The sequence below is a fragment of the Paraburkholderia sp. J12 genome, from assembly GCF_905220215.1.
Lineage (GTDB): Bacteria > Pseudomonadota > Gammaproteobacteria > Burkholderiales > Burkholderiaceae > Paraburkholderia.
This window is the reverse complement of record NZ_CAJMZC010000010.1, coordinates 96766-109427: the sequence shown is the minus strand read 5'-3', so window position 1 is coordinate 109427 and position 12662 is coordinate 96766. Positions and strand designations below refer to the sequence as shown.

13 protein-coding genes are annotated in these 12662 nt (G+C 63.9%); 10 read left to right on the top strand and 3 right to left on the bottom strand.

Features of this window, described 5'->3' with window-relative positions; all coding sequences use genetic code 11:
• Window positions 1-16 precede the first annotated feature (16 nt).
• Window positions 17-808 (bottom strand): AraC family transcriptional regulator, encoded by a 792-nt coding sequence (locus tag U5760_RS20940; protein WP_415914143.1) that lies wholly within the window; start codon window positions 806-808, stop codon window positions 17-19.
• Window positions 809-902: 94 nt separating this feature from the next.
• Between U5760_RS20940 and U5760_RS20935 the strand changes: the two genes are divergently transcribed.
• The 5 genes from U5760_RS20935 to U5760_RS20915 all read left to right on the top strand — a co-directional run bounded on the left by U5760_RS20935 (window position 903) and on the right by U5760_RS20915 (window position 4765).
• Entirely contained in the window at window positions 903-1154 is a 252-nt protein-coding gene (locus tag U5760_RS20935; RefSeq protein WP_322014202.1) for a hypothetical protein, read from the top strand.
• Between the two features lie 30 nt (window positions 1155-1184).
• A complete protein-coding gene (locus U5760_RS20930; RefSeq protein ID WP_322014201.1) occupies window positions 1185-2150 on the top strand; it encodes a zinc-binding alcohol dehydrogenase family protein in 966 nt (321 codons plus the stop codon).
• 171 nt (window positions 2151-2321) lie between these two features.
• A complete protein-coding gene (gene alr, locus U5760_RS20925) occupies window positions 2322-3449 on the top strand; it encodes an alanine racemase (RefSeq protein WP_322014200.1) in 1128 nt (375 codons plus the stop codon).
• A 135-nt stretch (window positions 3450-3584) separates the two neighbouring features.
• Window positions 3585-3899 carry an antibiotic biosynthesis monooxygenase gene (locus U5760_RS20920; protein WP_322014368.1) on the top strand — a complete coding sequence of 105 codons (315 nt, stop codon included), beginning with the start codon at window positions 3585-3587 and terminating at the stop codon, window positions 3897-3899.
• 305 nt (window positions 3900-4204) lie between these two features.
• The gene (locus U5760_RS20915) at window positions 4205-4765 is read left to right on the top strand and encodes an ATP phosphoribosyltransferase regulatory subunit (protein WP_322014367.1); all 561 of its coding nucleotides are present in this window, start codon (window positions 4205-4207) and stop codon (window positions 4763-4765) included.
• A 252-nt stretch (window positions 4766-5017) separates the two neighbouring features.
• On the opposite strand, the gene U5760_RS20910 is transcribed toward U5760_RS20915, so the two are convergent.
• Window positions 5018-5743: a prohibitin family protein gene (locus U5760_RS20910; protein ID WP_322014199.1), complete on the bottom strand. Its 726-nt coding sequence runs from the start codon at window positions 5741-5743 to the stop codon at window positions 5018-5020.
• 228 nt (window positions 5744-5971) lie between these two features.
• Window positions 5972-6874, bottom strand: a complete 903-nt coding sequence (locus tag U5760_RS20905) for an AraC family transcriptional regulator (protein ID WP_322014198.1) — start codon at window positions 6872-6874, stop codon at window positions 5972-5974.
• Window positions 6875-6977: 103 nt separating this feature from the next.
• Here U5760_RS20905 and U5760_RS20900 point away from each other — a divergent pair, with 103 nt between their 5' ends.
• The 5 genes from U5760_RS20900 (at window position 6978) to U5760_RS20880 (ending at window position 12660) form a co-directional block, all read left to right on the top strand.
• Entirely contained in the window at window positions 6978-7727 is a 750-nt protein-coding gene (locus U5760_RS20900; protein ID WP_322014197.1) for an SDR family oxidoreductase, read from the top strand.
• A 79-nt stretch (window positions 7728-7806) separates the two neighbouring features.
• Window positions 7807-8565, top strand: a complete 759-nt coding sequence (locus tag U5760_RS20895) for an SDR family NAD(P)-dependent oxidoreductase (protein ID WP_322014196.1) — start codon at window positions 7807-7809, stop codon at window positions 8563-8565.
• Window positions 8566-8718: 153 nt separating this feature from the next.
• Window positions 8719-9828, top strand: coding sequence for a saccharopine dehydrogenase family protein (locus U5760_RS20890; RefSeq protein ID WP_322014195.1), 1110 nt, complete (start codon window positions 8719-8721; stop codon window positions 9826-9828).
• Between the two features lie 338 nt (window positions 9829-10166).
• Window positions 10167-11768 carry a glucose-6-phosphate dehydrogenase gene (gene zwf, locus U5760_RS20885; RefSeq protein WP_322014194.1) on the top strand — a complete coding sequence of 534 codons (1602 nt, stop codon included), beginning with the start codon at window positions 10167-10169 and terminating at the stop codon, window positions 11766-11768.
• Window positions 11769-11892: 124 nt separating this feature from the next.
• A complete protein-coding gene (locus U5760_RS20880; RefSeq protein WP_322014366.1) occupies window positions 11893-12660 on the top strand; it encodes an ROK family protein in 768 nt (255 codons plus the stop codon).
• Window positions 12661-12662: the final 2 nt, after the last annotated feature.

The window sequence follows — 12662 nt, the reverse complement described above, 5'->3', positions numbered from 1 at the left end:
GCAGCGAAGCCGCGCCCTAACCCATGTCGGCCAGATAGCGCCCAGGCGTCGTCCCGGTGGCGCGGCGAAACATCTCGATGAACGCGCTCACGTTCTCGTATCCGAGCTCAAGTGCAATGTTCGTCACCGGCACACCGTCCGCCACCCGTTCGAGCGCACGCATCAGTCTCGCCTGCTGACGCCACTGCGCAAACGAAAGCCCCGTTTCCACCACGAAGCGGCGGCTGAGCGTACGCGGCGACACGCCGCCCCATTGCGCCCACTCTTCCAGCCGGCGGTTGTCGGCAAGGTCGCTCGCCAGTGCGTCGGCGATGCGCACGAGGCGCGCATCGGCGGGGCGCGGCAGGCCCAGCGATTCCGCCTTCGATGCGCGCAGTTCGTCGAGGATCACCTCGGCCACACGGGTTTGCGCGGCGTCGAGTTCCGCGCCGGGCCAGGTCGCGGCGCGCCGCACGGCCTCGCGCAGCAGCGGCGTGGTGCGGATCGCGCGGGGTTCGTCCGGCAGCATCGCGCAGCGCGCCTCGGCAACGAACACGCTCCAGCCCGAAAACGGGCCATACGAGCGCACCGAATGCAAGCGATGCGGCGGAATCCAGATCGCGTGTATGGCCGGCACGACCCAGTGCTGGGCCTCCACGCCCACCGAAACCAGCCCGCTCAGCGCCCCCATCAACTGCCCTCGCGCGTGACTGTGCGGCGCGGTCTCGCGCTCTTCCTTCTGCGTCAACTCGGCGGCGGCCAGAAACGGGCCGTCCTGCGAGATCACGAGGTCGGCACGGATGAGCGGACGGTTCAGCGTGGGAGTCATGGCGAAATCTCCGTATCGAATGGCTGTTATACCGGAGACTGGCCGCTCGCGCACGCCTAAACTTCACTCATCCCCTCACTTCCGGAGTCACGCCATGCGAGCCGAACAGATCCTTCCCGATCACCTCAACCAGGTCGAACGCAACGGCACGACCATCCGCAAGGGCACCGTTGCCGCGTTCCTCGCCAACGCCCGCGTCCTCGTCGATCGCACCGAAGGCGAGCACGCACGCGACGAGGCCGAAGCCGACCTCATCGCGATCCTGCCCGCGCTGCGCGCCACCGGTCTTTTCGACGTGCTCGAAATTCGCGACCCGGCGCTGCGTGCGTGGGTCGAAGCACATTGAAATCGCGCATCTCATTCAAAAGGAATCCTCATGAAATCCGCCGTCGTTACCGCCGCGGGCCAGTTGCCCGCTTTCACCGACTTCGAGAAACCCGCTCCGCTCGAAGGCCACTACATTGTCGACGTGAGCGCGTCCGCGCTGAGCGTCGTTGCACGTTCGCGTGCTTCGGGCAAGCACTATTCGTCGAGCAGCACCTTCCCGTTCGTCGCCGGTGTCGACGGCACGGGCCGCCTCGACAATGGACAGCGTGTTTATTTCTTCGGCTCTCGCGCACCGTTCGGCGCCATGGCCGAACAGACGCTCGTTCCCGCAGCGCAGTGCGTGCCGCTGCCCGATACGCTCGACGACGTGAGCGCCGCCGCTATCGCCATTCCCGGTCTTTCGTCGTGGGCCGCGCTCAACGGGCGCGCGCAGTTCGAGGCCGGCGAAACGGTACTGGTCAACGGCGCCACCGGCACCTCAGGCAAGCTCGCCGTGCAAATCGCGAAGCATCTGGGCGCAAAGCATGTGATCGCCACGGGACGCAACCCCGCCGCGCTCGAAGCGTTGAAAGCGCTGGGCGCCGATCTCACGATTGCCCTGCACGAGGACGAGGACAGCCTGATTCGCACCTTCGAACCCGTCTTTGCGCAAGGCGTGGATGTAGTGCTCGACTACCTGTGGGGTGCGAGCGCACGCGCGTTGTTGATCGCGGCCGCCAAGGCCACCGCCGGAACACAGGCCGTGCGCTTCGTCCAGATCGGCTCGATCAGCGGCGGAGAAATCGCACTGCCGAGCGCCGTTTTGCGCGCCGCGCCGATCACGCTGCTCGGCAGCGGCATCGGCAGTGTGACGCTCGCCCGCCTGCTCGACGCGGCGCAGGGCGTATTCAAGGCTGCGGCACCGGCCGGACTGCGGATCGACACGCAGGCCGTGCCGCTTTCGGCCCTCGCGGAACACTGGTCGAACGAGCGCAGCGACGTGCGCACCGTGTTCACGACCGCAACCGGCCGCTGAGCCTGGACGTTTTCACGCCAGTCGATTCATCCAAAAATTCTGAAAAATATATTAGAAATAACTAGATGAAGATCAATATGATTGCGAAAACCACTACCCGAAGCTGACTGCGCCGCCAGTAACCAACACACGGGGCGCACGGCACACGATCGATCCGCATCAGGAACCGCCATGCCGCGTCCCATTACCGCCCGCATCCATCCCGAAGCCATCCGCCATAACCTCGGTCTCATCCGGCAGATGGCGCCCAACTCCCGCGTCTGGTCCGTGGTCAAGGCCAACGCCTACGGTCATGGCATCGAGCGCATCTATCCCGCGCTCGCGGAAAGCGACGGTATCGCACTGCTCGATCTCGACGAGGCCGTGCGCGTGCGCGAACTGGGCTGGACGAAGCCTGTCCTGCTGCTCGAAGGGATCTTCGAACCCGTCGATCTCGCGCTCGCGGACAGCCACCGGCTCACCCTCTCCGTGCATTGCGAAGAGCAGTTGGACCTGCTGGCCGCGGCAAAGCCGCGCCAGCCCCTCGACATCATGCTCAAGATGAACTCCGGCATGAACCGGCTGGGTTTCCGCCCGCATGCGTACCGGAACGCGTGGGAACGCGCGCGCTCGCTGCCCGCTGTGCGCTCGGTGGGCCTCATGAGTCACTTCGCCAATGCCGACGACGGCACCATCGACTGGCAACTCGACCAGTTCGACGCCGTCACGCAGGACATGCCCGGCGAGCAGTCGCTGTCGAATTCGGCCGGCGTCCTGTGGCATCCGCGCGCGCACCGCGACTGGGTGCGGCCGGGCACGATCCTCTACGGCGCGTCGCCCACGGGTGCGGCGCGCCACATCGCAGGCTTCGGACTGCGCGCCGCGATGACGCTCTCGAGCCGCATCATCGGCGTTCAGACGATCGCGCCGCAGGAGACCATCGGCTATGGCCGCACGTTCCAGGCCGACCAGCCGCTGCGCATCGGCGTCGTGGCCTGCGGCTATGCCGACGGTTATCCGCGCCATGCGCCCACCGGCACGCCGGTTGCCGTGGGCGGCGTGCGCACGCGCATCGTCGGCCGCGTTTCGATGGATATGCTCACGGTCGATCTCACGCCCTGTCCCTCGGCCGGCGTCGGCACGCCAGTCGAGCTCTGGGGCGATCAGGTGAAGGTGGACGAAGTGGCCGAGCCCTCGGGCACCATCGGCTACGAGCTCATGTGCGCGCTCGCGCGCCGCGTGCCCGTGGAAATCGCGACCTCTCCGGGTACTTCGGCAACCGCGCAGCCCACCGAGCCCGCGGAGTCCGTGGCCGGCTAAGCGGCGCGCCTGCCGCAGCGCCGGCGTGTGCGGCAGCCACGACGCGAGAACATGCCATCTGCCTATAATCGAAGTCCGATCGACGCGGCAACGAGAGGCGCGTCGAGTCTCTTCGAAACAGGAAAGGACCACGGCATTTATATCGCCATGAATCGCTTCAAGGTTGCGCTGGGCTCGGAAACCGCCTTCGAGGACGTGTGGCTCAACCGCGACACGCACCTCAAGGAAGTGCCCGGCTTCGTCGAATTTCATCTGCTCAAAGGCCCGCAGCGCGACGATCACGTGCTCTACGCGAGCCATACCATCTGGGCCAACCATGCGGCGTTCGAAGCGTGGACCCGCTCGGATGCGTTTCGCGCGGCGCACCGTAGCGCGGGCGGCACGAACCGGCCGCTTTATCTGGGCCATCCCGAGTTCGAGGGCTTCGAGGTCATGCAGACCGTGAAATGAAGCGCGCGGCCCGCGCCCGATTGAATTGTTGTGTGTTAATGTCGAACTCATGGAACCCCGTAACGTCCCGAACCCGCTTCACCATCCTCACGGTCGCCCTCCGTTGCGCCGTGGTTCGTTACGTCCATAGCTGAGAGTACGGGAATTCGTTTCCCCGCTCCCATGCAAAACGACCCAGGCGCCTCAGGCGCCTTTTTTATTTTCTCAACGCAAGAGGACACACATGAGCATGATTCGCGGAACCCGTTTTATCGTCGGCACGGAAGCCGCCCGGATACGCGCGCTGGAAAACCGGTTCCGGGGTTATCTTCATTGACGCGGGCGCCGAAGAAGCGATCGTCCCCGCGCTCTGGTCGCAGGACACGTTCATCCAGAAGGCCGGCGGCAGCGAGATCATTGGCCAGATGTGGGCCTTCGCCGACAAGAAGGGCCGGCCCTGCTGCCTGATCCCGGAGGCAACGGCGCTCTTTCAGGAGCGATGCGGCGAGTTGCTGGGCCAGCAACGGGAGCGCAGGTTGTTTTACGTGGCACGCTGCTATCGATACGAACGCCCGCAGGCCGGGAGGTATCGCGAGTTTTCGCAGCTTGGTTTCGAATATTTGTGTCCCGCGCCGGAGCAAGCTTCGCGGCGAAGCCTGGAGATCGCCATCGGCTTTTTCGATTCGCTCGGACTGAAATATGAAGTCAACGACGCGGTTCGCAGAGGACTCAGCTACTACCTGAATGGTCAGGGGTTCGAAATACGTTGCACCGAACTGGGCGCGCAACAACAGGTGGTCGGAGGCGGGGCTTATCGTGAGGGTGCGGGCTTCGGCATTGGCGCTGAACGGCTGCTGCTGGCGATGGCGGCTCAAGGTCTTTTATAACGGCATGTAGTCGGGAATGAGGCTTGCCGTTTGCAATCGGCTCGGCCTCATTGCGCTGCTGTCCGCTATTCTGATGCTTCGATCGCTTTTCCGAGCTTGACCAGATAGCGCCCAGGCAGTCGGGCGACACCTGGAGCGCAGCGGCAATACGTCCGAGAAGCGCAATTGCGTGCGATGTCCGGCACGCGGGCGATCACTCGCGCCGCCGGTCACCTGGCGGCCCCGATACGATCCTGCCACCGTGCGGCCTGGTCAATCCTGCTTGCCGGCCCCGAGATTGCCGAGAAACGGCAAGACGCCATTGTTGCCCACCACTTGCGGCAGATGTCCGTCCCATTTCGCCACGGCCTGCTGCTGAATGATCTCGGGCGTGATGGTCTGTTGCAGCAGCTTCTGCGCTTCGGCCTGTGCCTGCGCTTCCACCACCTTCTGCTCGGCCACCACCTTGGCCTGCTGGAGTTCGTATTGAGCCTGTTGCGCTCGCTGCTGGGCGACCTGCTTTTGCTCGATCGCCTGCGCGAACTGGCTGCTGAAATGAAAGTCGGTGATGTTGACCGAATCGACCACGAGCCGATAAGGCTTGAGTTCGGCGGTGATCTGCGCCTCGATCTCCCCGCGCACCCGCTCGCGGCGCGTGATGAGATCCTCGGCGTTGTAGAGTGCCGTCACGGCCTTCACCGAATTGCTGATGGCGGGCTTGATGATCTTGTCCACGAGCGCCACCTCGTTGCCGATGTGCTGATAAACCCATTCCGCATCGGGCGGCAGGATATGCCAGTTCGTGGCGACCGTGGTGGTCACGTCCTGCAGATCGAGACTGGCCGCCGTTTCCGCGGCCTGCGAGTTCTGCACCTGAACGTCCATTTTGGCGACCGACTGCGCCAGCGGAATCTTGAGGTGCAGCCCGGGATCCAGGACGCCGGACTGAACCGCGCCCCAGGTCATGAGCACGCCCCGCTGACCGGGACCGACAGTCACGAAGCATCCTGTTGCCAGGATGAAAACAAAAAAGACAACGACGACAATAATGGCAAAGCGCGGCTTGTTCGGGATATTCGCTTGTAGGTTCATTGTTCTTTTCGATATCTAAACATCTTTAACGGTGGCAACCGATCTTATTGCTTCAAGGAACGGAAACGGCAATCGCCCCGGAGCAATATACTGCCAGGCACGGCCGCCGCCAAGCGTCTTGCAACAGCCGCGCCCTCACCGCAATGCTTCGCGTGCGTACCGGGCAGGCGGCCGGCCCACGTGCCGCGCAAACGCCACGCTAAAGGTGCTCGCCGAGCTGTAGCCCACGCGCTCCGCAATCTCCGCGATCCGTCCTGCGTTGCGGCGAAGCAGGTCCTTCGCGAGCGCCATGCGCCACGCGAGCAGATATTCCATCGGCGCGATGCCGACCGCGCGGTTGAAGCGCTCGAAGAACGTCGAGCGCGAAAGCGCCGCTTCTTTCGCGAGTTCGGCAACCGTCCATGCATGCGCCGGATGCGCGTGCATGCCGCGAATCGCGGCGGCAAGACGCCCATCGGCAAGCCCGCGCACGAGGCCCGGCGAAGCGCTGGTGCCGGCCGCGGAACGCAACGCCTCGATGAGCAGCACCTCCAGCAAACGCGAAAGCACCACTTCGCGCGCGGGCCGCTGCTCGCGCGACTCTTCCCGCACGAGTTGCACGAGTGTCGCCAGCCGCTGTTCGCCGCGCACATGCACGATTTGCGGCAGCAGCGAAACCAGCAGGGAGGCATCGGGCGAGCCGAAACTGCAATGCCCGGCCATCATCCGCACGTCGATGGGCCGGTCCGCGGCCCCGATCCTGTATTCGCCGTTGCCGAGCGCCACAGGGGCCGCCATCTCGACATCTGGCGGCGGCAGTTCGAGGCTCGACATCGCGACGCCGTAGGCCGCGGGAATCAGCACGAAGTCGCCCGACAAGAGTTCGAGCGGCGCGTGCCCGTCGATCGCGATCCGGCAGCCGCCCTCGAGAACCGCGCAGTAGAACGGCTCGCCGGCATCCGAGCGGCTGATACGCCAGGGGCTCGCGCCCAGCACGAGCTTGGAGAATCGCGCGCTCGGCTGCAGCAGCATGACCACTTCGGCCATTGGGTCGATCATCGCCGGACTCCTGCAAATGAAATTCGGATGATCGATTGTAGCGAGTACGGCTTCGGCAATCTATCGTAGATAGCACCTTTCCCTCAGTCCAAGGAGTGCTCCTATGAAAACCGTGCTGATCACGGGCTGCTCGTCGGGCTTCGGCCTGGAAATCGCGCGCTACTTCCTCGCTCGCGACTGGCGTGTCGTAGCGACCATGCGCACGCCGCGCACCGACCTGCTGCCGCCCTCGGACGCGCTGCGCGTCCTGCCACTCGACGTCACGCATCCCGAAAGCATCCGCAAGGCCGTCGAAGCGGCAGGCCCGATCGACGTGCTCGTGAACAACGCGGGCTTCGGCACAGCCGCTCCGGCCGAACTGACGCCGATCGAATCGGTCCGCGCGGTGCTGGAAACCAACACCATCGGCACGATTGCCATGACCCAGGCCGTGCTGCCACAGTTCCGCGAGCGCAGGGCCGGCGTGGTCGTGAACGTCACGTCGAGCGTTACGCTCAAGGCGCTCCCGTTCATCGCCGCCTATCGCGCGAGCAAGGCGGCGGTGAATGCCTTCACCGAATCGATTGCGCTGGAACTCGCGCAATTCGGCGTGCAGGCGCGCCTGGTGCTGCCGGGCCGCGCGCCGGATACCCGTTTCGGCGAGAATGCGCGCGCCCATATGTATGGGCTCGAACACGAAGCGTATGCGGATCTCGTCGGAAAAATGTTCGCCCAGTTGACCGACGAAACGGCTCCGATTACCCGTGCGCAGGACGTTGCCGAAGCCGTGTGGCGCGCGGCGACCGACTCCTCGTCGCCCATGCGCATCCCGGCGGGTGCAGACGCCGAAGCATGGGCGGCAGAAGTGCGATGATTCTCCGCCTCCACCGCACGCACAGTCAATATCAGGAATACTGAATTTAAATCGATTTGATTTCCACAAGGAGTTTTCCATGCAGGACCAACCTCTCGCCCTCGTTACCGGGGCCAATCAAGGCATTGGATACGAAATCGCAAAGGAGCTAGTGGGTCATGGCCACACCGTGCTGGTCGGATCGCGCAATATCGAGCGCGGCGAAACCGCAGCTCGGGAAATAGGCCCGAACGCGCATGCGCTCCAGCTCGACGTAACCGATCACGCTTCGATTGCCGCAGCAGCCCAGCACATAGCCCGCGCATTTGGCCGCCTGGACGTGCTCGTCCAGAACGCAGCCATCTCGAACACGAGAAGGCAGCCCGGCCAGTCCGTGGAGGACTACGCGAAGACCACGCGGCCGGGCAACGTATCGCTCGACGAAATGCGCGCGGTATGGGACACCAATGTATTCGGCGTCCTCGCCGTGTACCAGGCCATGCTGCCTCTTCTGCGCCAATCGAAGGCAGCGCGTATCGTCAACGTGTCGAGCGGCGTGGGATCGCTGACGACGAACTCGGACCCAGCCGCCCCCTGGCGCGCGATCTTCGGGCCCGTCTACCCCGCGTCGAAAACGGCACTCAATGCGTTGACCGTTGCGATGGCAATCGAACTGGAACCCGAAGGTATCAAGGTAAACGCCGTTTCTCCCGGCTTCACCAAAACGAACCTCAACGGCTACGCGGGCACGGACCCGGTCGAAGCCGGTGCACGCGAAGCGGTACGCGTGGCGTTGCTCGGTACGGACAGCCCGACCGGGACTTTCACACGCTGGGAAAACGAAACGATTCCGTGGTGAAGTGAACCGCCCAGTGGACACGTTCCCGTTCGCATTGCCAACCTCTTTTTCTCGACGATGATATTGTGACTCCACGCCGCTGCTGCAAACACAGCAGCGAGCATGGTTCATCGAATAGAAGAACGGAATGCAAAACCGCCAGCGGGGAGTGTAATGAAAGTCGTTGTCCTGGGAGGATATGGCAATTTCGGCGCGCGCATCTGCCGCGCGCTGGCTCATGATCCGGAGATCGAACTGGTGGTTGCCGCGCGCGATGAACGGCGTTCGGCGACGTTCGCCGCCACGCTCTCTGCGGGTGCCCGTGCGACACGTCTGGACACCGGCGCGGCCGATTTCGCCGCGCAACTGGACGCAGTCGGTGCTCAACTGGTGATCCATACCGCCGGCCCCTTCCAGGGGCAAAGCTATGCCGTAGCGGAAGCTGCCGCGCAATGCGGCGCGCACTATGTCGATCTCGCCGATGGCAGGCGATTCGTGTGCGATTTCGCACAGGCGCTCGATGCGCGTTTCAAAGTAGCGGGCCGGATCGCCGTCACCGGCGCAAGCACGCTGCCCGCGCTTTCGTCCGCCGTCATCGACGAGTTGCGTGTGCGCTTCGCGGAACTCCATACGATCGACATCTGCATCGGCCCCGCACAACAGGCGCCCCGTGGCGAAGCCACGTTGGCCGCCGTGCTGTCCTGCTGCGGCGAGGCGGTGCCCGTATGGCAGGACAACCAGTGGCGGCAACTCATTGGCTGGGCGAATCCGGAGCCGGTGCACTTTTCCCACATGGCACCGCGCCTGGCCTCGTTGTGCGATGTTCCGGACCTCGAACTATTTCCCGGGCGTTATGCCGGTGTACGGAACGTCATGTTCCGGGCGGCGCTCGAAGTCGGGTTCACACAACGTATGTTCGCCCTGCTCGCGACCGCGCGACGGTGGCATCTGCTCGATCGCGCGGCGGCGCTCGCACCGTGGCTGCATCGCTTTGGCGGCTGGTTCGACGGCTTCGGGTCCGGGTTGGGCGGCATGTTCGTCCGCCTCGCCGGTTTATCGCGGCAAGGACGGCCGCTGCAACTCGAATGGCATCTGAGCGCCGACAACAACCACGGCCCGGAAATTCCCTGCATGCCCGCCATTCTGCTCGCGCGCAGACTTGCCCGCGGTGAGACGTTGCCGAGCGGCGCGCTTCCTTGCGCGGGACTGCTGAGGCTGGGTGAATTCGAGCCCGAGTTCGTCCGATGGAACATTCGTACCGAAACGCTCGAACGGCCGGTTTAACGATCGCCGGCAGGTGGTGAACAACAGCCGGCCCCCCGAAGGCTGCGATTCGGCCATTGCCAGTTGCCGATCGGAAAATTGCGCACGCGCCCATGCGGGCAAACGATGCAGCACCACCTCGCGCGCGGTATGCTCAAGCTCGCTCGCGCCTCGCACGAGCGCCCGATCGATGGTCGTCGTAACCCAGTTGCCCCGTTTCTTCATCGTATCGTTCATGGGAAATCGCGTGCCGGGCGTCCGGAAAGCGGCCCAAGGTCCGCAAGCTTACAATATCAAGTCGTCGTTCGAGGTATAGCGATTGCTACCAGCGGATCATTCCGGTCAACTGAAGCGAGATCATGTCGCCCAATCCAACCACCCCCGCCTCCGCTGTATTGCCCGCCAGCGCCAAACTGGCATCGCATCCGCACGGCACGCCTGCCTCGCCTGCCGGCAAACACCCCGCGCCGCCCTGTACGCTCGTGATCTTCGGCGCGGGCGGCGATCTGACCCAGCGCCTGCTGATGCCGGCGCTCTACAACCTGACTGTCGACGGACTGCTCGACGAGGGCATGAAGATCGTCGGCGTCAACCATGGCGAACGCGAAACGAAGGCATGGAGCGACGAACTGCATAGCGCCCTCCAGAAGTTTGCCGCCGACAAGGCGAGCACCTTTCACGCCGGTAAGCTCGACGACAATGCCTGGAACTGGGTCGCCCAGCGCCTGGACTATGTGGCCGGCGACTTCGAAGACGACGGCCTGTATCAGCGTCTCGCGCAGCAACTCGACGGCAAGACACGAGGCAACGTGGTGTTCTATCTCGCGGTAGGCGCGCGCTTCTTCAAGCCGATCGTCGAACGCCTGGGCCACGCCGGCTTGCTGAAAGAGACCGGCGAGGAAAGCGGCCCGTTCCGCCGTATCGTGATCGAAAAACCCTTCGGCACCGACCTCGCTTCGGCCCGCGACCTGAACCAGCATCTACTGAGTTTCGCAAGGGAAACGCAGATCTACCGCATCGACCATTTTCTCGGCAAAGACACGGTACAGAGCATTCTGGCCGTGCGCTTCGCCAATGCGTTGTTCGAACCGGTCTGGCGCCGCGAGTATATCGACAGCGTGCAGATCATGGCGTCGGAAGTGATCGGGGTAGAAGGACGCGGCAGCTTCTACGAGCAAACGGGTGCCTTCCGCGACATGGTGCCGAACCACCTCTTCCAGTTGCTAGGCATGATCGCCATGGAGCCACCGAATTCGTTCGACGCCGAAGCCGTGCGTAACAAGAAGGCTGAAATCTTCGAGGCGATCAAGCCGCTCACGCCGGACGACGTGGTTTTCGGCCAATACGAGCAGGGACCGGCGGGTGTCGCCTATCGCGACGAGCCGAACGTTGCGAAAGACAGCCAGACCGAAACCTATGCCGCCGCACGCGTGCAGATCGACAACTGGCGCTGGGCGGGCGTACCGTTTTATCTGCGTACCGGCAAACGGCTCGCTGCGCGGCGCACGGAAATCTCGGTACAACTGAAGAGCGTGCCGTTCCGCCTGTTCCGCGACACGCCCGTCGATGCCCTCACGCCCAATGTTCTGACGCTGCGCATCGATCCGTCGCATGGCACGAGCTTCGATTTCAACGTCAAGACGCCGGGGCCGGTCATGCAGATCGGTGCAGTGCAGTCCTCGTTCGACTACGATGCGTTCTTCGCCCAGGCCGCCAACGTCGGCTACGAAACACTGCTCTACGATTGCATGCTCGGCGACGAAACGCTTTTTCAGCGTGCCGACAGCATCGAAGCGACGTGGGCTGCGGTGAACGACGTGCTGCATCCGGAGAACGGCACCACGATCCCGGTGCACGGCTACGCCTCGGGCAGCGAGGGCCCGGTACAAGCCGACGCCCTGCTGGCGCACGACGGCCGTGCGTGGCGAACACTAACGCAGACGAAACCGGACACGAAGTAACCAAAAATCTACGAAGCACTCGGAACCGACGGAGGAACGCGTGGCCAGCACGACCCGCAAGACCAGCACAGCGAAAAAGCGCACGACGAGCGCGACGCCCACCAGGAAGGGCAAAGCTAAAGGCATCGAAAACATCCTCGCCATCGACATAGGCGGCACAGGCCTGAAGGCGGCCATCGTCAACGCGCAAGGAAACATGCGTACCGAACGCGTACGCGTGCCGACGCCGCATCCCTGCCCGCCGGAGGTTCTTGTCGAAACGCTCTGCCAGTTGGTCGAACCACTGGTCAAAGCGTACCCGCCTACCCACGTATCGGTCGGCTTTCCGGGCTTCGTGCGCAACAACCATGTCCTGACCGCACCGAACCTGGGCCCCGATGGCTGGAACGACGACGTGCCGCTCGCCCGGATGCTGGGCGAGCGCCTCGGCAATCCGTCCGTGCGCATCATCAACGATGCGGAAATGCAGGGCTTCGCCGCCATCGCAGGACACGGGCTCGAGTTCGTATTGACGCTCGGCACGGGTGCCGGCACAGCCCTGTTCCGCGACGGCGAACTGATGCCGCACCTCGAGCTCGCGCATCATCCGGTCAGCAAAGGCCGCACGTACGACGAATACATCGGCGATGCCGCACGCCGCAAGGCAGGAAACAAGCGCTGGAACAAGCGCGTCGAGAAGATCATCGGCATACTCGAATCGCTAGTGCATTACGACAAGCTGTGGATTGGCGGCGGCAATGCCGCGCGCCTCACGTTCGATCTGCCGCAGAATGCGGCCACCGTGCCGAACGAAAGAGGTATCGAAGGTGGCGCGCGTTTGTGGCATCCGCTTTCGGTGCGCGAAACGCGGCAATTGCCGGAAGCTACGCAGCGCACGGGCATTTTCAGTTGATG

What these genes read in the sequence shown, in the direction of transcription:
- U5760_RS20940 (WP_415914143.1), bottom strand. Translation starts at nt 808, where the DNA reads ATGACTCCCACGCTGAACCGTCCGCTCATCCGTGCCGACCTCGTGATC.
- U5760_RS20935 (WP_322014202.1), top strand. Translation starts at nt 903, where the DNA reads ATGCGAGCCGAACAGATCCTTCCCGATCACCTCAACCAGGTCGAACGC.
- U5760_RS20930 (WP_322014201.1), top strand. Translation starts at nt 1,185, where the DNA reads ATGAAATCCGCCGTCGTTACCGCCGCGGGCCAGTTGCCCGCTTTCACC.
- alr (WP_322014200.1), top strand. Translation starts at nt 2,322, where the DNA reads ATGCCGCGTCCCATTACCGCCCGCATCCATCCCGAAGCCATCCGCCAT.
- U5760_RS20905 (WP_322014198.1), bottom strand. Translation starts at nt 6,874, where the DNA reads ATGATCGACCCAATGGCCGAAGTGGTCATGCTGCTGCAGCCGAGCGCG.
- U5760_RS20900 (WP_322014197.1), top strand. Translation starts at nt 6,978, where the DNA reads ATGAAAACCGTGCTGATCACGGGCTGCTCGTCGGGCTTCGGCCTGGAA.
- U5760_RS20895 (WP_322014196.1), top strand. Translation starts at nt 7,807, where the DNA reads ATGCAGGACCAACCTCTCGCCCTCGTTACCGGGGCCAATCAAGGCATT.
- U5760_RS20890 (WP_322014195.1), top strand. Translation starts at nt 8,719, where the DNA reads ATGAAAGTCGTTGTCCTGGGAGGATATGGCAATTTCGGCGCGCGCATC.
- zwf (WP_322014194.1), top strand. Translation starts at nt 10,167, where the DNA reads ATGTCGCCCAATCCAACCACCCCCGCCTCCGCTGTATTGCCCGCCAGC.